Consider the following 23,780-nt stretch of genomic DNA (forward strand, 5'->3'; position numbering starts at 1 on the left):
GACCCCATCCGACAACAGCGAAGGGAGAGAGCATGAAACGTCATTTCCTCATCGGCATCGGTCTCGCGGTGGCCACCGCCGGCAGTCTCCATGCCCAGGAGCCGGTGGTCAGCGTCAACGGGGACGTGCTGACCCAGCAGCAGTTCGACCAGGCCCTCGACCAGCGCACCCAGGGGCGGAGTGGGCAGCTACCGGACGCCCAGAAGCGGCAGTTCCTGCAACAGCTGGTGGACCTGCAGCTGCTCGCGCAGATGGCCGAGGGGCGCGGCATCGCCGACGACCCGGCGGTGCAGGCCGAGCTCGCCAATACCCGCCGCGCGGTGCTGGCCCGGGGGCTGATCGAGCGCATCAGCGAGGAGCAGGTCTCCGACGAGGAGATCCAAGCGGCTTATGACGAGCAGTATGCCGAGCAGTCCGGCGGCGAGGAGTTCAAGGCCCGCCACATCCTCGTCGAGGAGGAATCCACGGCCGAAAGCCTGATCGCCGAGCTCGACGACGGCGCCGATTTCGCCGCACTCGCCCAAGAGCACTCCACCGGCCCCACGGGTGAGCGCGGGGGTGACCTCGGCTGGTTCAACCCGGAGCAGATGGTGCCCGCATTCAGCGAGGCAGTGGCCGCCCTGGAGCCCGGCAGGTACTCGAGCGAGCCGGTGGAGACCCAGTTCGGCTGGCATGTCATCCAGCTCGAGGACGTCCGCAAGGCGGAACCGCCCAAGCTCGAGGAAGTGCGCGGCGAGCTCGAGCAGCGCATCGCCCAGCGCAAGATCCAGCAGATGGTCCAGGAGCGCCGCGAGTCCGCGGAGATCGACTACCAGGCCGACTGGGCCAACGAGTAGGAGCCTGCCTGCAGGCGAACGCCGGAGCCCGACCTGCAGGCGAACGGTTCGCCGGCGAGGCCGGCTCCTACCAAGCGGAACGGCCCCCTGTAGGAGCCTGCCCGCAGGCGAACGCCGGGGCCCGACCTGCAGGCGAACGTAGGCCCCGACCTGCGGGCGAATGGTTCGCCGGCAAGGCCGGCTCCTACAGGCGCGGGGCGGATGGGGGCCGGCGCCTACGCCCGGCCCTCGGCGTCCTCGCCCGCCTGCAGGCGCTCCAGGTGCTTGCGGGTGAGGGCCTGGAAGCGCGGGGTCAGCCCCGCGTCCTCGTAGATGGGATCCCCCTGCTCATCCTCGGCGACCACCCCCTGGCCCTGGACGTACGGGAAGGCCGCCTCGATCTCGTCGAGCGCGGTGGACAGCAGGTCGGTGATGATCTGCTCCTCCGAGCGGCCCGGATACATCTCCGCCAGGGCCGCCAGTTTGGCGGCGTCGTGCACCGGCAGCCGCACGCGATAGTGGTTGGGTGTCCGGGCCTCGCTGGCGGACTCCTCCCAGCGCTCGAGCAGATCGCGAAGCTTCATCGAGTTTCCCCCTCCAGTCAGGATCCGGCGGGCATCCGCCCCGCCGTGAACATGGCACCATCGCGGTAGTGTTACAAGCCGCCGACCTCATTCCCCGGCGACGGTCATCCCCTCCACCACCAGCGAGCCGGTGCGAATGCTGCCCCGGGTGTCCACATCCCGCCCCACGGCGGTGATGCGACGGAACATCTCCGCCAGATTGCCGGCAATGGTGATCTCCTCGACGGGATAGGCGATCTCCCCACCCTCGATCCAGAACCCGCTGGCACCGCGGGAATAGTCGCCGGTGACCGTGTTCACCCCCTGGCCCATGAGCTGGGTGACCAGCAATCCCTCGCCGACCTCCGCGATGAGCTCCTCCAGCGCCTTCTCGCCGGGGGCCACGGTGAGATTGTGCACCCCGCCCGCGTTACCCGTGGTCTGCATGCCGAGCTTGCGCGCCGAGTAGCTGGAGAGGACATAGCTGCGGAGGACACCGTCGGTGACCAGCTCCCGCTGCCGGGTCGCCACCCCCTCGGCGTCGAAGGGGGCACTGCCCAGGGCACCCGGGATATGGGGTTCCTCACGGATGGAGAAACCGGCGGGGAAGACCGGCCGATCCAGGTGATCCACCAGGAAGGAGGCACGGCGATAGAGGCTGCCGCCGGAGACCGCGCCCACGAAATGGCCAATGAGCCCGCGGGCGGTGGCCGGGTCGAAGATCACCGGCACCTCCCGGGTGGACAATCGCCGGGCCCCCAGGCGGGCCGCAGTGCGCCGACCGGCCTCGCGGCCCACCTCGGCGGCCGCCTGCAGCCACTCCGGGGCGCGGGCGGCGGTATACCAGAAGTCCCGCTGCATGGCATCGCCCTCGCGGCCCAGGACCACGCAGCTCAGGGCGTGCTGACTCGCCGGGAAGCCGCCGATGAAACCATGGCTGTTGCCGTAGACCCGTACCCCCTCGCCGGCGGAGACCTCGGCGCCCTCGGAGTTGGTCAGCCGTGGGTCCACGGCCAGCGCCGCGGCCTCGGTCTCCCGGGCCAGGGCAATGGCGTCCTCCGCGGAGATCCCCCAGGGGTGATACAGGTCCAGGTCCGGAACCTCGCCGGCCATGAGCTCGGCGTCGGCCAACCCGCTACAGGGGTCCTCGGAGGTGTGACGGGCGATCTCACAGGCCGCCGTGACGGCCTCGCGGATCGCCGCCGGGCTGTAGTCCGAGGAGCTGGCCTCCCCCTTGCGCTGGCCGAAGTACACGCCCACAGCGAGGCCGCGGTCACGCATGTGCTCCAGGGTGTCCACCTCTCCCTGGCGTACCTTCACGGACAGCCCCTGGCTGGCGCTCGCGGAAACCTCCGCGGCACTGGCGCCACGCTGACGGGCGTCGGCCAGGGCCTGCTCCACCAGGGCGCTCAGCTCCGCCACCGCGGGCAGTGCTCGGGTGTCGTCGTTGCCGCTCATTGCCTCCCCCCTATGCCTGGGTGCCGCCGACGGTGAGGGCATCCACCTTCAGCGTGGGCTGCCCCACCCCCACGGGGACACTCTGGCCGTCCTTGCCGCAGGTACCGATGCCGCCGTCGAGCTCGAGATCGTTGCCGACCATGGAGACCTTGGTGAGCACGTCCGGTCCGTTGCCGATGAGGGTGGCCCCCTTCACCGGCCGCGTGACCTGGCCGTGCTCGATGAGATAGGCCTCACTCGCCGAGAACACGAACTTGCCCGAGGTGATGTCCACCTGGCCGCCGCCGAAGTTCACCGCATAAAGGCCGCGTTCCACCGAGGCGATGATCTCACCGGGCTCGTGGGGGCCGGGGAGCATGTAGGTGTTGGTCATCCGCGGCATGGGCAGGTGGGCATAGGACTCCCGCCGGCCGTTGCCGGTGGGGGCCTCGCCCATGAGCCGGGCGTTGAGGCTGTCCTGCATGTAGCCGGTGAGGATCCCGCGCTCGATGAGGACGTTGTACTGGCTCGGGTTGCCCTCGTCATCGACGTTCAGCGAGCCGCGCCGCCCCGGCAGGGTGCCATCGTCCACCACGGTGCACAGCGGCGAGGCCACCCGCTCGCCGCGACGGCCGGCGAAGGCCGAGGTACCCTTGCGGTTGAAATCGCCCTCGAGGCCGTGACCCACCGCCTCGTGCAGCAGCACCCCCGGCCAGCCCGGCCCCAGGACCACCGGCATGGTCCCCGCCGGCGCCTCCACCGCATCCAGCTTGAGCAGCGCCAGGCGTACCGCCTCCCGGGCATAACCCAGCGAGCGCTGGTCATCGGCGAAGAACTCGTAGCCGGTGCGGCCGCCGCCGCCGGCCATGCCACTCTCCCGGCGCTCGCCATCGCTGGCGAGGACGGTGACATTCAGCCGCACCAGGGGCCGCACGTCGGCGGCCAGGCTGCCGTCGGCGGCGGCCACCAGCACCACATCGTGCACGCCGGAGAGATTGACGATGACCTGCTCCACGCGGGAGTCCTGGCGCCGGGCCTCGGCGTCCACCGAGCGCAGCAGCGCCACCTTGTCATCGGCGGAGAGGGTCTCCAGCGGGTTCAGCGGCTGGTAGAGGGCGCGCCCATCCCGCCGCTGCCAGGCCTGCAGCCGGCCCGACTGGCCCTGCCGGGCGATCGCCCGCGCCGCGCTGGAGGCCTCCAGCAGCGCTGGCATGGCGATCTCATCGGAGTAGGCGAAACCGGTCTGCTCGCCACTCATGGCACGCACGCCCACCCCCTGGTCGAGGTTGCGGCTGCCCTCCTTGATGATCCCGTCCTCCAGGGTCCAGCCCTCGTGACGGCGCTGCTGGAAGTACAGGTCCGCGGCGTCCACCCCGGGGCCCATGAGCTGGCCGAAGACCCGATCGAGGCCACCCTCGTCCAGCCCTGCCGGGGCCAGCAGGCAGTCCCGGGCGACCCCCAGGTTGCGCTCGCCGACATCGCTCGTCATCGCTCACCTCCATTCGCGTATACCGTGCCCCGACGGTGCTGCAACGCCGGTACTCGCTGCCGCGCCTGCGCCACCGCGGCCGCATCCACCACCGCCGTCCAGGCACCCGGCCCGTCGCCCTCGGCGACGGGTGTACCCCAGGGGTCGACGATCAGGCTGTGCCCCCAGGTGCGCCGTCCGCCCGGATGCTCGCCGACCTGCCCCGGCGCCAGCAGCCAGAGCCCGTTCTCGATCGCCCGCGCCCGGACCAGGACCTCCCAGTGGGCCCGGCCGGTGGGCACCGTGAACGCCGACGGCAACGCTACAGCGACGCACCCCTTGTCGGCGAGTGCCCGAAACAACTCGGGGAAACGGATATCGTAACAGACCGCCAGGCCGAGCCTGCCGATGGGCGTGTCCACCACTGCCACCGCCTGACCGGGGGCGAAGGTGTCCGACTCGCGGTAGCCCTCACCGGCGGCCACCTCGGCGTCGAACAGGTGGATCTTATCGTAACGCCCACGCCGCGCCCCGGCGCCGTCGAAGACCAGCGAGGCCGCATGGACCTTGTCGCCGCCCTGCGCCCACAGGGGGATGGTGCCGCCCACCAGCCACACGCCGTGACGTGCCGCCGTCTGCGCCAGCCAGCGCTGGATCGGCCCCTCTCCGTCGGCCTCCGCCACCGCGAACTTCGCGCGCGGATCGGCAGCGAGGAAGGCGAAGTTCTCCGGCAGCACCACCAGCGCCGCGCCCTCGGCGGCGGCAGCGCGGACCGCGTCGGCGGCGAAATCCAGGTTGGCGGAGACCTGGTCGCCGGAGGTCATCTCGATGACCGCCACGGTCGCTTCAGCGTGCATTCATCCCGGGCCTCCCGCCCCTGAGCCCATTGTCGTCCCCGTCGCCGCGCTCGATCTTCACCGGTTCCACCTTGGGGTCCTCAAAGGGCCCGGTCACCCGATACTGATAGCGGTTGATGCGGTCCATCTGCTCGCCGAATACCCGCTGCGCGAGAAACATCAGTATCGCCGTCTGTGGCCCCCCGGCGAGCCCGCCGATCACCGGCAGCGCTGAGGAGACCCCCGGCGTGACGGTGACCGTCTGATCCAGGGTCTGCTCCACCAGGTTCACCGGCCCCGCGATTACGATGCGCCCGGCGGGGCCCTCCAGGAAGAACTCGTCCGGCTCCAGGATGCCGTCGGCGAGCTCGAAACGGCCCTCCACGCGGTCGACCGCGAGGCCCTCGTCAGTGACGTCCGAGAAGTCCAGCAACAGTCGCCGCGGCAGCAGGGGCAGGCTGAACAGCCCCAGCACCCGCCCCGCCCCAGGCTCCACCGAGGGCACCACGCTGTCGGTGACCGTGAACGACAGGCGCCCGTCCGTGGCCGCGAGCTCGGGGGCGGTGAGCCGGCCCGGCCAGGACACGGTGGCATCGAGCTCGCCGACGCCCCCCTCGAGTACCCCCTCGTAGCCGAACCGCCCCAGGGCCGCGCCGACGTCACGGCTGCTGGCCTCCAGGTCCAGGCGCACCCCCTCGCCGTCCGCCTCGCCGCTGGCCGAGAGTTCCAGGACATCATTTTCGACCATCAGCTGTTGCAGCCGGTTCCGCACCCCGGCCGCCCGGAGCTCCACCGCGATCCGGCCGAGCACGCGCTCGTCGATCACCATCTCCCCGACCTCGAAGGACAGCGCCGGCAGCGCGCGAAGGGCGGTATCCGGATCCGGTGCGTCCGCGTCATCCCGACGGCGGAGCCGCAGGTGCGCGAGCCGCGCCTCCAGGCGTCCGCTGTCGACAGCACTGAGCTCGCCGGCGATGGCCTCCCCCGACAGCCGGGCCCGCCAGCCGTCCCCGTCCACGCGGGCGGAGAGATCCACCTCGCCGGCCCCGAACCCCCCGGCGACCACGCTCCCGAGCGTGAGGTCGGCGGTGAGCGGCAACGGCATCACCCCGGCACCGATATCCCCGCGAAGCCCTGCCAGCCGCAGGACCCCTAGCCGTCCGGTGATCCGGGTACCGGCGGACGGCAGCGCCGGTGCCTCCCCGCCGCCGAGGCCCACCGCCACCGCGGAGAGTTCCCCGGCGTCATCGAGGCGCAGCCGCGCGTCCAACGCGTCACCGAGCCGGATTTCGACGGGTTGCGAGGGGCCATCGCCGTCGAGGAGGGCATGGATATCCAGCGCTCGCGGCTGCTCCGCGTCCTTGCCCAGGGGGGGCGGTGCCGCGACGGCGACCCCGCGCAAATCGGAGCGGATGGCCACGCGTACCGGCCCTTCGCCCCCCCGCGGCGGAAAACCGGGGCTGTCCACCGAGACCGTCCAGTCCGCCGTTCCGGGGGCCAGGCCGTCGATGCCCTCCCGCCCGGGCAGCAGGTCCGCAGGGGCCGCCCGCAGGCGGGTGTCCACCAGGACGCGCGTGCCGTCGCCGCTGTCGACGGTCCGGGCACGGCTCTCCCAGGCCTCGCCGGCGAAGCGCCCGCGCAGGGCCTCCCAGGAGAGGCCGCGCTCACTGAACTCGATACGCCCCGTAACGGCGGAGAACCGGTGGGACCGGTCGGCCAGGGTGACCAGCGCGTCGTCAAGATCGACCGCCCCGCGGACCTCGACCGCCTCGGGGTCGCCCAACGGGAAGGCCACACCCAGGGACAGCTCGATGCGATCGTCCACCCGCAGGGCGTCCAGGATGGGCGGCGCGCGGCGGGTGATCGGGGCGGCGCGGAGGAAGGCCAGACCGTCCGCCGCCGGCCCCTCGGCCTCCAGATCCAGACGCAGTTCCGCGCCCTTGCCCATGCGCGGGATCTCCGCGGTACCCGCGATCAGGCGGGCATCCCGGTAGCGCGCGGCATCGGCGCGGACGAGCATGCGCTCATTCTCGAACAGCAGATCGGCGCTGCCACGCACCTGCGGCCATTCCGGGTGGAAGCTGAAGGTGACGTCCTCAACGCGGGCGTCCACCCGGAACAGGCCGGCGCCGCCGCGGAACGGAAAGGCCGACAGGTCCCCGTAGAAGCGGACATCCGTTCGCGGGGCACGACCGCCGGCGAAGGCCTGATCCAACCAATCCACCAGCTTGTCCTCCATGATGCCGGCGGGCAGGTATCGGGGGACCCGTGCCCCTTCACCATCACGGAGCCGGGCGGAGAAGTCCAGAAAGGGGCCTTTGGCGCCCCCCAGCCAGAGGGCGGCACCCCCGGTCAGCTCACCGTCCGCGGACTGCCAGTGAAGCTCCGGCAGGTGGATGCGCCAGCGCCCGTCGTCGCGATGGCGCCAGCGCCCGGCAACGGAGAGCTCATCGAAGGGCAGCGCCTCCCGGAACAGGGCCGGTTGCTCGAGGGCACCGTCCACCGCCCGTAGGCGCAGGCGCCCGCCACGGTCGGCGGCCACCACCTCGCCCGCCAGCCCACTGATACCCGGCCGGGTGCCCTTCGAGGACACCGCCATGCCGGACAACGCGGCCTCGACACGCCAGTCGTCGCCGGCAAGGCCGGCACGCAACCCCGTCACCGTCCCGGCGCCCTCCAGGGCCTCGAGCACCTGCCGCCCCCCCTCCGGCAGGGCCGGCACCGCAAGGGCCAGCGCCCGCAGGGGGGCCACACGGAGTCGGGGGGCGGCAAACCGCCACGCATCCGCGTCACGGGCCAGCACCGCGGCATCGACGCGGCCCTGGTCGCCGACGGCCGCCCAGCGCCAGTCCCGGAGGTTTAGCCGCCACCCCTCGGGGGTCGGCCGCCACTCGCCCTTCCCGGCCAGTGCGTCCAAGGTGACGCCGTGGAGCCGAAGATCGCGGCCGGCCAGCTCGCCCTGGACGTCGCTCAACCGGCCGCCCGCCCGGCGCGACCACAACCGGAGGTCCGCCTCTCCGGCGAGGCCCTCCGGGCGCAGACCCGCCGGCAACCAGTCCCCGAGCACCGGCAGGCGGACACTGCGCGCGTTGAGGTGGCCGCGACCGTCCGCGCCATCCGTGCTCCCGCGATAGGCAAGCCGGACCGTACCCTCGGCGACCCCCGGGGCGTCGCCCTCGGCGGCCACCTCCACCTCACCGCCACCATGCACCAATTCCGCCCGCACCCCGGTGAGGACCACGGCCCGCAAGCCGGTGGGATCCACCAGGCGCACCACCCCGTCACGCAGGGTCAGGCGCTCCGGCAACAGCGCCAAAGGCACCGTGCCCAGGTCCATGGCCGCCGGCAGCAGCCCCCGACCCGGCTCGCGGATCAGGGTCAGGGCGCTACCCTCGGCAATGAGGCGGCGGGTACGCAGCCCCCCGCTCCACAGGGACTCCCACGGACTCACGGTGACGGTGACCGCCGGAAGGCTCAGGCTGGTGTCCCCCCTGCCGACGCTCACCCCGGTGAAGCGCAGCTCCGGGATCCAGCCCCGCATCCGCCCGCTCGCCCCCTCCACCCGCACCGGTTCCCCGATGGCCTCGGTCGCCAGGGACTCGATCACCGGTACGAACCGGTCCGCATGGGCCACCGCCAGGCGCAGGCCCAGCCCGGCCGCGGCGACGAGGGCGAGGGCTGCGGCAAGGGTGTAGAGCAGGAGGCTTGTCAGGCGAGTCGATCGAGCGGTTTCCACGAGCGGGGCGGTTACATCAGGACGACGTCGAACTGCTCCTGGGTATAGAGCGGCTCGGCCTGGAACTCGATGGGACGGCCGATGAATTCCTCCAGCTCGGCGAAGCTGTCGCTCTCCTCATCGAGCATACGGTCCACCACCTCCTGGGCGGCGAGGACCAGCAGTCGCTGGGCATCGAACTGCCGGGCCTCGCGCATGATCTCGCGGGCGATGTCGTAGCATACCGTCTCCGCGCTCTTAAGCGTGCCCCGTCCGTCGCAGGTGGGGCAGGGCTCGCAGAGTAGGTGTTCCAGGGACTCGCGGGTGCGCTTGCGCGTCATCTCCACCAGGCCCAGGGCCGAGACCCCGCTGATCTGGGTCTTGGCGTGGTCGCGCTCCAGGGCCTTCTCGAACGCGCGCAGCACCTGGCGCTTGTGCTCCGCCTCCTCCATGTCGATGAAGTCGATGATGATGATGCCGCCGAGGTTGCGCAGGCGCACCTGCCGGGCGATGGCCTGGGCCGCCTCCAGGTTGGTCTTGAATATGGTTTCCTCGAGGGTGCGGTGGCCGACGTAGCCACCGGTGTTCACATCGATGGTGGTCATCGCCTCGGTCTGGTCGATGATGAGATAGCCGCCGGATTTCAGCGGCACGCGCCGATCCAGTGCCTTCTGGATCTCGTCCTCGAGGCCGTAGAGATCGAAGATGGGGCGCTCGCCGGGGTAGTACTCCACGTGGGGGGCGATGTCGGGGAGATACTGGCGCGCGAACTCCAGGACCTTTTCGTAGTTCTCCCGGGAATCCACCCGCACCCGCTCCACCTGATCCACCACCAGGTCCCGCAGGGCCCGCAAGACCAGCGGCAGATCGCCATGGACCAGGGTCCCCGGCTGGGCGGCGGCGGCGCGCAGGCGGATCGAGCGCCACAGCCGGCAGAGGAAGTCGAAGTCCCGCTCCAGGATGGCCTCGCTGACGCCCTCGGCGGCGGTACGGAGTATAACGCCGGCGCCATCACTGCAGTCGGCGACGAACGCCTCACCGATGCCGCGCAACCGGGCACGCTCGTCCTCGTCCTCGATACGTGTGGAGATCCCCACGGTGGGGTTGCCCGGCAGCAGCACCATGAATCGCGAGGGCAGGGTGATATGGGTGGTCAGGCGCGCACCCTTGGTGCCCATGGGGTCCTTGATGACCTGCACCAGCACCGCCTGCTGCTCCTTGACCAGCCGGGCGATATCCGGCACGCCGGGAGCCGGCTCCAGGGCCTCGTCGGTGGCGGCGATGTCCGAGGCATGGAGGAAAGCGGTACGCTCGAGCCCCGCATCGATGAAGGCGGCCTGCATCCCCGGAAGGACCCGGCAGACCTGGCCCTTGTAGATATTGCCCACCAGGCCGCGCCGGCGGGCCCGCTCGATGTGGATCTCCTGAACGGCACCGTTCTCCACCAGCGCCACCCGCGTCTCCCTCGGGGTGACGTTCATCAGGATCTCCTGGGTCACGCGCGACGCCAGCCGGAGAGGAAGTCGATGCCGAATTCCCCGAGCAGCTCCCCCGTCTCGAACAGCGGCAGTCCCATGACCCCGGAGTAGCTGCCGTCGAGGTGTTCGACGAACACCGCTCCCCGCCCCTGTATGGCGTACGCACCGGCCTTGTCCGCCGGCTCGCCGCTCGCCCAATAGGCCTCGCGCTCGTCTTCGCTGAGTGCCCGCAGGGTGACATGGGTCACCGACAAGCGGGTCGCCTCCTCGTAGCTGTCCACCATGGCCACGCCGGTGAGCACCCGATGGCTCTGGCCGCCGAGGCGCTCGAGCATCTGCATGGCCTCGGCCTGATCCCGGGGCTTTCCGAAGGCCTCGTCGTCGAGCACCACCATGGTGTCCGCACCGAGCACCGGCGCATCCCGCGGCGAGGCGGCCAGCCCGGCCCGGGCCTTCTCCAGGGCAAGGCGGATGACAAAAACCTCCGGGCTCTCACCCGGCTCCATGGTCTCGTCCACCGACTGCTCGACGTTGCGGAAACGCACGCCGAGCTGCTCGAGGAGCTCGCGGCGGCGCGGCGACTCGGAGGCCAGGTAGATGTCGACGCCATTCGAGTGAGAGTCCATACCCCTTCCTCGCGGGTGATCGCTGTTTCAGTTTCGATGATAGGGATGATTCCGGAGCACCGTCCAGGCACGGTAGAGCTGCTCGGCGAGGAGCACCCGCACCAGCATGTGCGGAAAGGTCAGCGGCGACAGGGACCAGACCCACTCCGCGCGGGCCCGGCAATCACGGTGCAGGCCGTCCGCGCCGCCGATGAGGAAGGCCATGTCGTCGCCGGCCATCATCCAGTCCGACAGGCGCGCGGCGAGCTTGTCGGTGGTCACGCTGGCCCCGCCCTCGTCCAGGGCCACCACCCGCGCGCCGGCGGCAGCGGCCAGCAGGCGCTCGCCCTCCTCCGCCATCGCCCGGGCAACATCACCGCCACGGCGGGCGTTGCTGGCGGGGATCTCCCGTAACTCCACCGGCAGCTCCCGGGGCATGCGGTCGGTGAAGGTCTGCACCCCCTCGGCGACCCATCCGGGCATCCGTTGGCCGACGGCGAGCATTCGCAGCCTCATACCACGCCCCGCCGGCGCTCAGGCGTCGCCGCCCGGAAGGCCCTCGTGGTCCTCCTCCACGGCCCAGATGTTCTCCAGGCGGTAGAAGTCACGCACCTCCGGCAACATCACGTGGACCACCGCATCCCCCAGGTCCACCAGGATCCATCCCGAGCTGTCGTCCCCCTCCACCCCGAGCGGGGGCACGGAAGCGTCCTTGGCCAGCTCGACGATGCGGTCGGCAATGCTGCGCAGGTGCCGGCGCGAGGTCCCGCTCGCGAAGACCATGAAATCGGTGATGGCGGTGCGGCCACGGACGTCCAACACGACGACGTTGTCGGCCTTCATGTCCTCGACGGCCTCGACCACCAGATCCCGCACCGCCTCCGGCCTGCTCGCTTGTTTCGCCATAATTACCTCGATCAAACCTGGGGGTAGCCGTACCAGCCCCGCCCCGCCACGAGCCGCCAGGCCGGCTCCGGCATCAGGCAGCGTGCCGACTCGCCCCGGGCGAGTAACCGGCGCACGCCGGTGGCGGAGATGTCCAGCTGGGTCACCGGTACGAACAGGATCCGGCCGGCGGGCCGCTCGCGCAGCTCTGTCACCCGGAGGGCCCGCCTTGTCGCCACCCACTGCCCGAATTCGCCGCCTGGGGAGGTGGCGTGACCGGGACGCTCCATGACCACCAGATGGGCGAACGTGATGAGCTCCCGCCAGCGATGCCATTTCGGCAGGCCGAGGAAGGCGTCGCTGCCCAGGGCGAAGCAAAGCGGACGCTCGCCCTCCTCCTTGCGCAGCGCCCGGAGGGTATCCACGGTGAAGGAGGGTCCGTCTCGGTGGAGCTCGCGGTCGTCCACCCGCAGCCCGGGTAGGTCGCGGACGGCCTCACGCAGCACCGCCAGGCGGCGCTCCGGGCCCACCCGCGGCGGCGGGCGGTGGGGTGGTATGCGCCCCGGCACCAGGCGCATCTCGCCGAGGTGGAGCTGCTCCAGCAGCTCCACCGCCGGCCGCAGGTGGCCATAATGGACGGGGTCGAAGGTCCCGCCGAGGATCCCGAGGGGGCTCGGGCGCACACTCATTCGCGGATATGACCGTCACCGAAGACCACGTACTTCTCCGTGGTCAGGCCCTCCAGGCCCACGGGGCCCCGGGCATGGAGCTTGTCGGTGCTGATGCCGATCTCCGCGCCCAGGCCGTACTCCGCGCCGTCGGCGAAGCGCGTGGAGGCGTTGACCATCACCGAGGCGGAATCCACCTCGCGCAGGAAGCGCTGGGCGTGGCTCCAGTGCTCAGTGACGATGGCGTCGGTGTGGTGCGACCCGTACCCCTCGATATGGCCGATAGCGGTATCGAGGTCGTCGACCACCCGCACTGCCAGCACCGGTGCCAGGTACTCCGCCGCCCAGTCGGCCTCCGTGGCGGCCTCCATGGCCGGGACCAGCGCCCGCGCCCGCTCGCAGCCGCGCAGCGCCACGCCGGCCTCCCGGTAGCGCTCGGCGAGCCCCGGCAGCAACTCCCCTGCCACCGCGGCGTGGACCAGCAGGGTCTCCATGGTGTTGCAGGTGCCGTAGCGCTGGGTCTTGGCGTTGTAGGCGACCCGCTGGGCCTTGTCGAGGTCGGCGTGCTCGTCCACGTAGACGTGGCAGACGCCATCGAGGTGCTTGATCATGGGCACCGTGGCCTCGCGCATGATGCGCTCGATCAGCCCCTTGCCGCCGCGGGGTACCAGTACGTCCACATAGTCCGACAGGGTGATCAGCTCGCCCACCGCCGCACGGTCGGTGGTCTCGATCACCTGGACCGCGGCCTCCGGCAGCCCCGCCGACTCCAGTCCGCGCTGGATGCAGCCGGCGATGGCGCGGTTGGAATGAATGGACTCGGAACCGCCGCGGAGGATCGCGGCGTTGCCGGACTTCAGGCACAGCCCGGCGGCGTCGGCGGTGACGTTGGGACGGGATTCGTAGATGATCCCCACCACGCCCAGCGGCACCCGCATGCGGCCCACCCGGATGCCGGAGGGCATCGCGTTGACCTCACGCATCGCCCCCACCGGATCCGCGAGGGTCGCGATATGGCGCAACCCCTCGGCCATGGCGGTGATGCGGCCATCGGTGAACTCCAGGCGGTCCAGCAACGCCTCGTCCAGCCCTGCGGCGCGCCCGGCCTCGAGGTCCGCGGCATTGGCCTCGCGCAATCGTTGACGCTGCGCCTCGATGGTGTCGGCGATGGCCGTCAGCGCCGCGTTGCGCCGCCCCGGCTCCGAACGCGCCAGCTCGCGGCCGGCCTCGCGGGCCCGTTTACCCAGCGAGCGCACGTAGTCGGGGATATCGGTCACTGTCTGCTCTGCGCCGGTGCTCATCGTCGTCGTCCACTCCCCCCGCCGCCGGCCGGTGCGGCGGCGGCCAGTCCGGTCATTTCCGTAGCCAATTGTAACAGCTCATCCCAGCCGCGGCCGGATGCCGCCCCCTTGAGCGTCCGGTCCACCCGCGCCGCCCGCGGGATCAGCGCCTCCCAGCGCCCGGCGGGCGGGCCCAGTGCTGCCTGCCAGAAAGCGGCCCGTTCCGCCTTTCGAATGCGGTGGCGGCCGAATACGGCATCCGGCGACTCCCGCCGGTCACGCCGGCCCGCCTGCAGCTCGGCGAGCACCCGCAGCGTGCGGGCCAGCACGCCCAGTACCAGCACCGGCTCCTCGCCCTCCTGGCGCAGGGTCTCGGTGATCCGCCAAACCCGGCCCACGTCCCCGCCGAGCACGGCCCGTGGCAGATCGAAGGTCACGAAGCGGGCGCTGTCCCCCACCGCCTCGCGGACCTCCTTGGCCCCGACGTGGCCGCCCTCACAGAGCAGCGCCAGCTTGTCGATCTCCTGTGCCGCCGCCAACAGGTTGCCCTCGGCACGCCCGGCGAGCAGGTCGACCGCCTCTTGGTCCGCCTGAAGCCCCCGGGCACGCAGCCGCCGCCACAGCCAGGCCGGGAGCTGCTCCGCGGTCACGGGCCAGGCATGGACGTGATCGCCCGCCCGCGCCAGGGCCTTAACCCAGGCGCTCTGGCGCTGGCGGTAGTCGATGGCCCCGGCGACCACCACCAGTACCAGGTCCGCCGGCGGTGCGGCGGCATACTCCTGGAGGGCGGCGCCACCGTCGCGACCGGGTTTTCCGTCGGGGAGGCGCAGCTCGATGAGCCGGCGGCTGCTGAACAGCGACAGGCTGCGCGCGGCCTCCCGCAACCGCGACCAGTCGAACCCCGGCTCACCGTGGAAGACCTCGCGCTCGTCGAAACCGGCATCCCGGGCCGCCGAGCGGATGACGGCCAGGGCCTCTTCCAGGAGGAGCGGCTCATCGCCGGTGAGCAGATAGACGGGGGCGGGGCCCTGACCCAGCCGACCCGACAGTTGCTCCGGGCGCAGCTCCGCCATGGTCAGCCATTCCCCTCCGGTTCCAGGGCGGCGAGCCGCGAGAGCATCAGGCGAATGGCCTCGGCGCGCAGCTCGGCGGTAAGCCGCTCGCGGCGCGCCTGCTCGGCAAGGGCATCGTCCCCATCGGCGCGGTAGGTCCCCTGGGCGGTGGCGGACGCCTGCGCCGCCCGGGGCTCGCCGTCACCGCCGAGCACCCGGTAGGTGAGGCGATAGGTGAGCTCGTACTCCACCGCGCGCCCGCGGTCGTCCTCGGCCAGGGCCCGGCGCGGGGTCTGCTCGGCGAGCAGCGCCAGCACCTGCTGCGCCACCGCCTCGTCCACTGACCGGCCACCGAGGGCGGTGAGCTCGCGCTCCGCCGCACGCCGGACGGCGGAGAGGTCATTGGGTGCGGTGACCGCCACGGCGCGCCCCTCCAGCCCGGCACCGCCGCTGCCACGGAGCTGCCAACCACAGCCGGCGAGGACCAGGGCGAGGAACAGGACCGGGAGGACACGCCAGGGGCGCATTACTTCGCCACCACGTTCACCAATCGGCCCGGCACCACGATCACCTTCCGCACGTCCTTCCCCTCGGTAAAGCGACGCACGTTGTCATCGGCCAGGGCCGCCGCCTCGATGGCATCGTTGGCGGCATCCGCCGCCACCTGGATGCGGCTGCGGAGCTTGCCGTTGACCTGGACCACCAGCTCCACGGTGTCACGCTCCAGCGCCGCCTCGTCCACCACCGGCCACGCCCGGTCCACGATGGCGTCCTCATGGCCGAGCTCGCGCCACAGCCGGTGGGTGATATGCGGGACGATGGGCGCGAGGATGAGCACGGCGGACTCCAGGGCCTCTTGGCGGACCGCCCGCCCCTGGGGGGTTTCCGGCTGGAATCGACCCAGGTCGTTACTGAGCTCCATTACGGCGGCGATGGCCGTGTTGAAGGTGAACCGCCGGCCGATGTCGTCGCTGGCCTTGCGGATGGTCTCGTGGACCTTACGCCGCATCCCCCGCTCGGCCTCGCTGAGCCCGGCGGGGTCCAGGGCCGGCGGCGCCGCGTCGGCGACGTGCTCGACGACCAGGTTCCAGAGCCGGCGCAGGAACCGCGAGGCCCCTTCCACACCGGAATCCGACCACTCCAGGGACTGCTCCGGGGGCGCGGCGAACATGGTGAACAGCCGCACCGTGTCCGCCCCGAAGCGCTCCACCAGCTCCTGGGGATCCACGGTGTTGCCCTTGGACTTGGACATCTTGGCACCGTCCTTGAGCACCATGCCCTGGGTGAGGAGCCGAGTGAAGGGCTCGTCGGCGTGCACCAGGCCCTCGTCGCGCATCACCTTGTAGTAGAAACGGGCGTAGAGCAGGTGCAGGATGGCGTGCTCGATGCCGCCGATGTACTGATCCACCGGGGTCCAGAAGTCGGCGCGCTCGTCGACCATGGCCTGGTGGTTGTCGGCGCAGGCGAAGCGCGCATAGTACCAGCTGGACTCCATGAAGGTGTCGAAGGTGTCGGTCTCGCGCTCCGCCTCCCCACCGCATTTCGGGCAGGTGGTGCGGTAGAACTCCGGCATCTGCTTGAGCGGCGAGCCGGCCCCTTCGAAGGAGACCTGCTCCGGCAGCACCACGGGGAGGTCCTGGTCGGGGACGGGCACGTCGCCACAGCTCGGGCACTCGATCATGGGGATGGGCGCGCCCCAGTAGCGCTGGCGGGACACGCCCCAGTCGCGCAGCCGGTAGTTGACCCGGCGCCCGCCGCGCCCCTCGGACTCGAAACGCGCCGCCAAGCGCTCGAAGGCCTCCTCGGAGGTCAGCCCCGTGTACTCCCCGGAATCCACCAGCCGCCCCTTTGCGGTGACGGCGCCGTCGCTCACGTCCACCGTCTCCTGGCCTTCGGGGACGATCACCGGGCGGATGGGGATGTCATAGGCACGGGCAAACTCCCAGTCGCGCTGGTCATGGGCGGGCACCGCCATCACCGCGCCGGAACCGTACTCCATGAGCACGAAGTTGGCGACATAGACCGGCAGCTCCGCGCCGGTGAGCGGATGGATGGCGCGCAGCCCGGTGTCCATGCCGCGCTTTTCCATGGTGGCGACGTCCGCCTCGGAGACGGTGCTGTGCCGGCACTCCTCGACGAAGGCCGCCAGCGCCGGGTTGCCCTCCGCCGCCTCGGCGGCCAGGGGATGCTCGGCCGCCAGTGCCATGTACGTGGCGCCGTAGAGGGTGTCCGGGCGGGTCGTATAGACCTGCAGCGGCTCATCGCGGCCGGCCACGTCGAAGGCGATCTCCACGCCCTCGGAGCGGCCGATCCAGTTGCGCTGCATGGTACGCACCTGCTCCGGCCAGCCGTCGAGCGCCTCGATGGCCTCGAGCAGCTCATCGGCATAGGCGGTGATGCGCAGGAACCACTGGGGGATGGCCCGGCGCTCCACCGGCGCCCCGGAGCGCCAGCCACGGCCGTCGATGACCTGCTCGTTGGCGAGCACGGTCTGATCCACCGGATCCCAGTTCACCGTGGCGGTCTTCTTGTAGACCAGCCCCTTCTCGTAGAGGCGGGTGAACAGCCACTGCTCCCAGCGGTAGTACTCGGGATCGCAGGTGGCGAACTCCCGGGACCAGTCATAGCCGAAACCGAGGCCCTGAAGCTGCTCGCGCATGTGCGCGATGTTCTCCCGGGTCCACTGGGCCGGCGGCACGTTGTTCTGCATCGCCGCGTTCTCGGCGGGCAGGCCGAAGGCGTCCCAGCCCATGGGCTGGAGGACGTTGTAACCGCGCATCCGCTTGTAGCGGGCGACCACGTCGCCGATGGTGTAGTTGCGCACGTGGCCCATGTGCAGCTTCCCGCTGGGATAGGGGAACATGCACAGGCAGTAGTACGTCTCGCGATCCGTCCGCTCGACGGCCTTAAAGGTCTCGTTGGCCTCCCAGTAGCGCCGGGCCTCCGCCTCGACCACCTCCGGCTGGTATGTCTTGTCCATGGAGCTCGATCAATCCAGTGGGTTTGCGATGAATCGGCAAGGATACCGTGTCCCATCGGGGCTTTGCACCAGCGGCGAAGCGCGGCATATTGGCGGGCCATACCCCACGACCGGCAGGGAGCAAGATGAGCGAAGACCCACAGGAACGCGAGCGTCGCGGCTACGAGACCATGCTCGGACGGCTGCGCGAGCGCCTCGAGGAGGCCGAGCACGGCTTCGGGCCGCGGGTCCGCGAGGCCCTGGAACACGCCCGGGAGCAGGCAGTGGAGCTCGGCGAGCTCACCCGCGAGGAGGCGGACCGCATCGCCTCCTGGCTGCGCCGGGACCTCGAGGAGGCGGCGGACTTCACGGCGCGCACCGACCGCGACCTCAACTCCTGGCTGCACATGGACGTCCAGCTCATCGAGAACTGGATTCTCGATCGCTTCACCTCCGTGGCCGACCGCCAGCGCCTGGAGTGGCTGGAGTTCGAGCAGTTCCTGGAGCGCGCCTCGGAATACCACACCGGCGAGATCGCCGGCCCCGGACGGCTGCGGTGCCGCAATTGCGGCGAGACCCTGACCTTCACCCGCCCGGGCCACATCCCGCCGTGCCCGAAGTGCCACGGCACGGTCTACAGCCGGGCGCCGGCGGAGGGGAGCCCCAGCGGCTGAATGGCGCTCACAGCAACGGCGCGAGTAGCAGGTCGCCGTAGCCCCAGATCACCGTGCCGACGAGCAGGACCATGAAGCCCAGCAACTCGTCACTGATGATCTGCCGTGCCCTACCCATCGCCTCGTGGTAGCCGGTGCTACCCGGGCGGTGTGGCGGGCGCTCACGGCGGAACTGCAGGCGCTCGATCATCCCCGCTCCAGGCTCATGCCCTCACAGAGCACGTTGTGCTTGACCATCAGCAACAGCCCGGCCACGGTTACGATCGAGCCGGAGCGCAGGAACCATTCCGAGTCCCCGCTGGCCACCGAGGCAACCAGCGACGCGCCCACGGCCGTCGCCGCCACGGTGCTATTGATGAGGATATCGCGCACGGCGAACGCCTCCAAGATGCCGTGGTTCAGACTAGGGGTAGTGTCCGGGCAACGCCATCCGGCAAACCCCTTATCAGTCCGGAGCCATTGCGGCCCGCTCGCGCAGGAAGCCGCCGAGCCGGTCGCGCTCGGAGAGATCCCCGTAGAGCACACCCTGCAGGCGCCCGTCACGCATATGGGCCAGCGCCGGGGTCGCGAAGGTGCCATGGACCAGCGCCTGCTCCGGTTCACGCAGCAGGTCGATCTCGCGACAGGAGAGGCCCTCCAAGCCGCTTTGCGCCAGTGCGCTGTGGAGGTTCGCTCGGGCGCGCCGGGACCGGGGGGCATCCCCGGTGACGAAGAGCACCAGCTCGGTGGCCGTTTCCTGCGGGCAGCGTTCGCTGTCGGTCATCACTCACCCTCCCCCGCGCCCATACCCCCGCCGCGGCGCTGCACCACATCCCGGCGGTGACGCTCGGTGTCGTCGTCGGTGACGCGCTCCTCCGCCTCGTCGCTGCGCAGCTCGGCACGCAAGCGCTCATACTCCAGCCTGGCCTGCTCCATGCGGCTGCGCGCAAGCGCCATCTCCTGCTCGCGCTCCCGGCGCCGGCGGGCCCGCATCTCCGCCTCGCGGCGCGCCCGCGCCTCGGCCTCGCTGCGCTTTTGCAGGCGTGCGGTGCCCATGAGTACGGAGTCGCCAAAGGGGTAGACATCAACGAAATCAATGCCCTGCTCCGAGAGCAGCATCTCGCGGACCTGGTTGGAGTGCGCCGTACCGCGGGACTTGACCACCGACAGCGCACGGTTGCGCTCGCCGCCCTGTACGGCATAGCGGAGTACCAGCCAGGTATCCGCCAGGGTGGAGGTATGGCTCATGCTGTCCTCGGTGACCGGATCATCGCTCTCGCTGAGCGAGGTCATCACCGTAGTGATCGCCGCGGTGCGGGTATGGGTGACGATGCGCTCGATGGCCAGGAAGGGGCTATCGCTGCCGGCGGCCTTGAGCAGCGCGGAGACGGGATCGACGACCAGACAATCCGGCTGGAAATCCTCGATCTCCGCCATCAAGGCCATATAGTGACCCTCGAGCAGGTCGAGCCAGGCGGTGCGCGCGCGCATGCGCAGCTGGCCCGTGTCCATCGGGCCACGCAGGTCGATACCCACCGACGCGCTGTTGCGGGCGATCTGGCCGGCCATCTCATCGAAGCTGAAGAACAGCACCCGCTCACCCCGGGCGGCCGCTGCCGCGGCGAAGGCAGCACACAAGGTGGTCTTGGCCGTGCCCGGCTGCCCCGAGATCAGGGTGGTCGAGCCGCGATACACGCCCCCGCCCAGGATCCTATCCAGCTTCGATACGCCGATACCCACCCGCGCGGTGGAGGCCTCGCCCATCTCCGCGAGCTCCGGTGAACGACTGTAGGGCAGGTGGATGCCCTCGTCGTCCATCACCATGGCCAGCTCATCGGTGACATGGGCGGTTCCCCGGTACTTGGCGATGCGGAAACGCCGGTTGAGCCGGCGCTCGGCCAGCTCCGCGGAGAGCACCACAACGGCGGGCACCAGGAACTCCAGGCCCTCGAGATGCACCGGGACTGCCGGCCGGTCGGCCGCCAACTTGCCCGTGAGCAACAGCGAACGTCCGTCCCGCTCGCACCATTGCACCACCCGGGCGAGCTCCTCCAGGGCGGCGTCCGGGTCGGGCTGACGCCGAAGCAACTGATCGACCCCATCGAGCATCACCCAACCGGCACCGCTACGCTGCCCGGCCGCATCCAGGCCCGCGAGCAGCCCCTCGAGATCGAAGCGCCCTGCGACCTCGCTGCCCCGCAGGCCGGTACCGTCGATCAGCGCCAGCCGCTGGGAGGCGAGGAGCTCGGGGCCCCAGGAAAACGAGCCCGCATCACGGCGTAACTGGGCCGCCGACTCCTCGAAGGAAAGCAGGATCCCCCCTTCGCCCCGCGCGATGCCCGCGGCCAGGAGTTGCAGGCCCAGCACGGTCTTGCCGCTGCCCGCGGCGCCGAGGATGAGGGTGGCACCATCGCGGGGCAGCCCGCCGCCGGCTACCGCATCGAGGCCGGGGATGCCCGTGGCCCGTTTTACCAGCCCTTCGCTGTGCATTGCATTCTCCCTGATCTATCCACCGCGGCGCAGAGGCAGGGCCGATCGCTCGCGGAGCAGCCAGCGGAAGTCCTCCGCAGCTAGCGGCGGGCTGTACAGATAGCCCTGGCCGATGGAACAACCCTCCGCGAGCAGGGCCGCTGCGGTACTGTGTTGCTCGATCCCTTCGGCGACGGTATCCGCGCCGAGCGCCGTCGCGAGCTCGAGTACGCTGGCCACGATGCGCCGGCTCAACGCATCCCGCTCCATGCCCCGAACGAAGGCCTGGTCCACCTTGATCTCGTCGAAGGGGTAACGCTGGAGATAGAGCAGCGAGGAATACCCGGTGCCGAAGTCGTCCAGCGCCAGGCGGATGCCGGCGTCGTGGAGCGCGAGCAGGGTGCGGCGCAAACCGCCCCAGTGGTGCTCGAATACGCTCTCGGTGACCTCCAGGGTGAGGGCATCGGGCTCCAGCCCGGTCCGCTCCAACAGCTCGCTGACCTGCCGAGGGAAACCCACCTGGCGAAGCTGGGCCACGGAGGCGTTGACCGAGACCCTGACGATCTCCAGCCCCTCGTCGCGCCAGGCCCGGAGCTGACGGCAGGCCTCGGCGAAGACCCAATCCCCCAGCGGGATGATGAGCTGGCTCTGCTCGGCCACCGGGATGAAGCGGGCCGGCGGCACCAGGCCCTCCTGGGGATGATTCCAGCGCACCAACGCCTCGCAGGCGACCATTCGTCCGCTGTACAGATCCACCTGGGGCTGGAAGTGGAGCTCCAGCTCGTCGCGCTCGAGGGCCTGGCGCAGCTCCCCGGTCAAGCGGATACGCTCGCCCGTGCGAGCCTCGGTGGCGCGGCTATACAGCGCCCACTGGCGCACGTCCTCCTTACGGGCCTCGAACATGGCCAGCTCCGCCTCGCGGAGCAGCCAGCGGGCCTCCCGGCGCCGGCCGGCGAGCAGCGTATAGCCGAACCGGGTGTTCACCTCCACCGGCAGGGCGTCGACCACCATTGGCTCCGCGAACACCGCCGACAACGCCCGCCGGCGCTGCCTGGCCGCGGGAGGGCGCACCCCCGGCAGGTACAGCGCGAATTCGTCGCCGCCGATACGCGCCACCACCGCGCCCTCGCCGGCGCAGGCCTGCAAGCGCCGTCCCACCTCGGCAAGCAGCCGATCCCCGACCTCGTAGCCATGGGTCTCATTGATGTCATGCTGGCCGATCAGGTCCAGGACCACCACCATCCCGGCGGCGTCCCAGTCGGAGGCCGCGAACCGCTCCTCCAAGGCCTCGAGGAAGCCGTTGCGGTGATACAGACCGGTTAGCCGGTCCTCGTAGGCCAGGCGTATCCGCTGCTGCTCGGCGAGCTTGCGCTCGGTGATGTCCACGTGCATCACCACCACCCCCGCCTCACCGCCGTCAGCGGCCAGGCCGGTGGCCATCATTCGGAACCAGCGCGGGGTATCGGGTGCGTGGCAGGGATACTCCAGGAAGAACCGCGGTTGCTGGCCGGCGAGGACCGCCGACAGCCCCTCTGCCACGGTATCCGCCTCTTCCGCACAGGGCCCGCGGGCATCCCGGCAGACACGGAGGTAATTGGCGCCGACGCTGGAATGCGGGTCCGTGGCCCCGTTATCGCTACCGAAATGGCGCCACTGCTCGTTGACATCGAGGATGTTTCCCGCGCTGTCGAGCACAGCGATATGGGCAGGCAGGGCGTTGATCAGGGCCTGGCGGTTATCCAGCGCCCGGGCCAGCTCTTCTCCGGAGCGCTGTAACTCGGCCTCGTGGCGCTCCAGGCGCTCGCGGATGCGGTACTCCTCGGTAACGTCGGTCATCACGGCCCCCACCAGCCGCGGGGACTCGCCGATCATGGGGAAATAGCGCACCAGCAGCCGCCGGCGTCCGAGCACGGGGTGGACGCGCTCGGTTTCGTAGCGCTGGGGCTCCCCGGCGAAACAGCGTTGCAGCCGCGGCCGCACCTCGTCACGGAAATAGCGCTCGCCCAGCACCTCCGCCACGGGCCGCCCCTCCATCGCCGCAGGGCTCACGCCATACATGGCCGCGTAGGCGCTGTTGACCAGGACATAGCGGAAGGAATCATCCGCGACGGCGAAGTGGTCCTCGCTTCGCTCGACAAGTTCTTGATACTGGCGCTGCCGGCTCAGCGTCCGGTTGAAGGTACGGGTGAGCGCGGAGACCTCATCCGAACCGGATTCGGGTACCGGCCCGGCCGCCTCACCCCGCTCCAGTGCGCACACCCCTTCATGGAGCCAACGCAAGGGCCGGAGGACACGACGTTGAATGACGATGAGCAGCGTCATCGCTAGCAGGCCAAAGACCACCACCGCGACGAGGAGCCACTGGGACAGACGCCGGTGCTCAGCGGCCAAGGCCTGCTGCTGACCCTCCAACAAGTCGTTCACGGCGGCGTCGAGGGAGACACCGAGGGCGGCGACCTCCTCCATGAGTAGACGCCGCTCCAGCGCCAGGACACCGGCATCGAGTGGGGCCGGCGGGTGGGGATCGTCGCGGGCACGCTCGACGGTGTCGCGGAGCTCGCCGACCCGTGCCACGGCCCGGGCCGCATCGGCCACCGGCAGTGCACGCAATCCCCGCTCGAGGGCGGAGGCCTCACGGAGATAGGCCTCCCACTCAGCCGGGGAACGGAGACCAAGGACCATGGCGTCGCTGCGCGCCGAGAACACGTCCGCCCGCCGCGCGAGCACCATCAGCTCGGCGATCTCGTCACGGTAGGCCTGGCCGCGCTCGACCCCATATCCGACGATCGCGAGGACCAGTAGAAACCCGGCCACAGACCCCGAAATACCGAGCAGCGTGAGCCGCCTTAGGCTCATTGTCTCCCCCGTGTGTCCCCGGCGAGCGGCAGGCCGGGGGC

Annotated in this window: 21 protein-coding genes; 2 read left to right on the forward strand and 19 right to left on the reverse strand. The window is 70.6% G+C overall.

The window, feature by feature from the left end:
• Positions 1-32 precede the first annotated feature (32 nt).
• The gene (locus tag ACQ754_RS05275) at positions 33-836 is read left to right on the forward strand and encodes a peptidylprolyl isomerase (protein ID WP_440995954.1); all 804 of its coding nucleotides are present in this window, start codon (positions 33-35) and stop codon (positions 834-836) included.
• A gap of 215 nt (positions 837-1,051) precedes the next feature.
• Here ACQ754_RS05275 and ACQ754_RS05280 read toward each other — a convergent pair whose 3' ends face one another.
• From ACQ754_RS05280 to leuS, 14 genes are all read right to left on the reverse strand, one after another.
• Complete coding sequence (locus ACQ754_RS05280) at positions 1,052-1,399, reverse strand: type 1 pili tip component (protein ID WP_440995955.1); 348 nt, start codon at positions 1,397-1,399, stop codon at positions 1,052-1,054.
• An 87-nt stretch (positions 1,400-1,486) separates the two neighbouring features.
• Complete coding sequence (gene pmbA / locus ACQ754_RS05285) at positions 1,487-2,836, reverse strand: metalloprotease PmbA (protein ID WP_440995956.1); 1,350 nt, start codon at positions 2,834-2,836, stop codon at positions 1,487-1,489.
• Positions 2,837-2,846: 10 nt separating this feature from the next.
• Positions 2,847-4,304: a metalloprotease TldD gene (gene tldD, locus ACQ754_RS05290; protein ID WP_440995957.1), complete on the reverse strand. Its 1,458-nt coding sequence runs from the start codon at positions 4,302-4,304 to the stop codon at positions 2,847-2,849.
• The gene (locus ACQ754_RS05295) at positions 4,301-5,140 is read right to left on the reverse strand and encodes a carbon-nitrogen hydrolase family protein (RefSeq protein ID WP_440995958.1); all 840 of its coding nucleotides are present in this window, start codon (positions 5,138-5,140) and stop codon (positions 4,301-4,303) included. The genes tldD and ACQ754_RS05295 overlap by 4 nt, the downstream gene beginning before the upstream one ends.
• Positions 5,130-8,855 carry a YhdP family protein gene (locus tag ACQ754_RS05300; RefSeq protein WP_440995959.1) on the reverse strand — a complete coding sequence of 1,242 codons (3,726 nt, stop codon included), beginning with the start codon at positions 8,853-8,855 and terminating at the stop codon, positions 5,130-5,132. The genes ACQ754_RS05295 and ACQ754_RS05300 overlap by 11 nt, the downstream gene beginning before the upstream one ends.
• A gap of 11 nt (positions 8,856-8,866) precedes the next feature.
• The gene (gene rng / locus ACQ754_RS05305; RefSeq protein ID WP_440995960.1) at positions 8,867-10,333 is read right to left on the reverse strand and encodes a ribonuclease G; all 1,467 of its coding nucleotides are present in this window, start codon (positions 10,331-10,333) and stop codon (positions 8,867-8,869) included.
• On the reverse strand, positions 10,330-10,938 hold the full coding sequence (locus ACQ754_RS05310) for a Maf family protein (protein ID WP_440995961.1): 609 nt from the start codon (positions 10,936-10,938) through the stop codon (positions 10,330-10,332). The genes rng and ACQ754_RS05310 overlap by 4 nt, the downstream gene beginning before the upstream one ends.
• 27 nt (positions 10,939-10,965) lie before the next feature.
• Entirely contained in the window at positions 10,966-11,433 is a 468-nt protein-coding gene (gene rlmH / locus ACQ754_RS05315) for a 23S rRNA (pseudouridine(1915)-N(3))-methyltransferase RlmH (RefSeq protein ID WP_440995962.1), read from the reverse strand.
• Positions 11,434-11,451: 18 nt separating this feature from the next.
• Positions 11,452-11,823 (reverse strand): ribosome silencing factor, encoded by a 372-nt coding sequence (gene rsfS, locus ACQ754_RS05320; RefSeq protein ID WP_440995963.1) that lies wholly within the window; start codon positions 11,821-11,823, stop codon positions 11,452-11,454.
• Between the two features lie 11 nt (positions 11,824-11,834).
• Entirely contained in the window at positions 11,835-12,491 is a 657-nt protein-coding gene (nadD, locus tag ACQ754_RS05325) for a nicotinate-nucleotide adenylyltransferase (RefSeq protein ID WP_440995964.1), read from the reverse strand.
• Positions 12,488-13,771 (reverse strand): glutamate-5-semialdehyde dehydrogenase, encoded by a 1,284-nt coding sequence (locus ACQ754_RS05330; RefSeq protein WP_440995965.1) that lies wholly within the window; start codon positions 13,769-13,771, stop codon positions 12,488-12,490. The genes nadD and ACQ754_RS05330 overlap by 4 nt, the downstream gene beginning before the upstream one ends.
• Positions 13,768-14,823 carry a DNA polymerase III subunit delta gene (gene holA / locus ACQ754_RS05335; RefSeq protein ID WP_440995966.1) on the reverse strand — a complete coding sequence of 352 codons (1,056 nt, stop codon included), beginning with the start codon at positions 14,821-14,823 and terminating at the stop codon, positions 13,768-13,770. Before holA ends, ACQ754_RS05330 begins: the two co-directional genes overlap by 4 nt.
• A gap of 2 nt (positions 14,824-14,825) precedes the next feature.
• The gene (locus ACQ754_RS05340; protein ID WP_440995967.1) at positions 14,826-15,329 is read right to left on the reverse strand and encodes an LPS-assembly lipoprotein LptE; all 504 of its coding nucleotides are present in this window, start codon (positions 15,327-15,329) and stop codon (positions 14,826-14,828) included.
• Entirely contained in the window at positions 15,329-17,782 is a 2,454-nt protein-coding gene (gene leuS / locus ACQ754_RS05345) for a leucine--tRNA ligase (RefSeq protein ID WP_440995968.1), read from the reverse strand. The genes ACQ754_RS05340 and leuS overlap by 1 nt, the downstream gene beginning before the upstream one ends.
• Before the next feature lie 125 nt (positions 17,783-17,907).
• Between leuS and ACQ754_RS05350 the strand changes: the two genes are divergently transcribed.
• Positions 17,908-18,435: a zinc ribbon-containing protein gene (locus ACQ754_RS05350; RefSeq protein WP_440995969.1), complete on the forward strand. Its 528-nt coding sequence runs from the start codon at positions 17,908-17,910 to the stop codon at positions 18,433-18,435.
• Positions 18,436-18,442: 7 nt separating this feature from the next.
• Here the strand turns inward: ACQ754_RS05350 and ACQ754_RS05355 are convergent, their stop codons facing one another.
• From ACQ754_RS05355 to ACQ754_RS05375, 5 genes are all read right to left on the reverse strand, one after another.
• A complete protein-coding gene (locus ACQ754_RS05355) occupies positions 18,443-18,625 on the reverse strand; it encodes a hypothetical protein (RefSeq protein ID WP_440995970.1) in 183 nt (60 codons plus the stop codon).
• A complete protein-coding gene (locus ACQ754_RS05360; RefSeq protein WP_440995971.1) occupies positions 18,622-18,807 on the reverse strand; it encodes a hypothetical protein in 186 nt (61 codons plus the stop codon). The genes ACQ754_RS05355 and ACQ754_RS05360 overlap by 4 nt, the downstream gene beginning before the upstream one ends.
• Positions 18,808-18,880: 73 nt before the next feature.
• Positions 18,881-19,198 (reverse strand): circadian clock KaiB family protein, encoded by a 318-nt coding sequence (locus ACQ754_RS05365; RefSeq protein WP_440995972.1) that lies wholly within the window; start codon positions 19,196-19,198, stop codon positions 18,881-18,883.
• Positions 19,198-20,904, reverse strand: a complete 1,707-nt coding sequence (locus ACQ754_RS05370; RefSeq protein ID WP_440995973.1) for an ATPase domain-containing protein — start codon at positions 20,902-20,904, stop codon at positions 19,198-19,200. Before ACQ754_RS05370 ends, ACQ754_RS05365 begins: the two co-directional genes overlap by 1 nt.
• A 15-nt stretch (positions 20,905-20,919) precedes the next feature.
• Positions 20,920-23,739 (reverse strand): EAL domain-containing protein, encoded by a 2,820-nt coding sequence (locus ACQ754_RS05375; RefSeq protein WP_440995974.1) that lies wholly within the window; start codon positions 23,737-23,739, stop codon positions 20,920-20,922.
• Positions 23,740-23,780: the final 41 nt, after the last annotated feature.

Source organism: Arhodomonas sp. SL1 (assembly GCF_052060015.1).
GTDB lineage: Bacteria > Pseudomonadota > Gammaproteobacteria > Nitrococcales > Nitrococcaceae > Arhodomonas.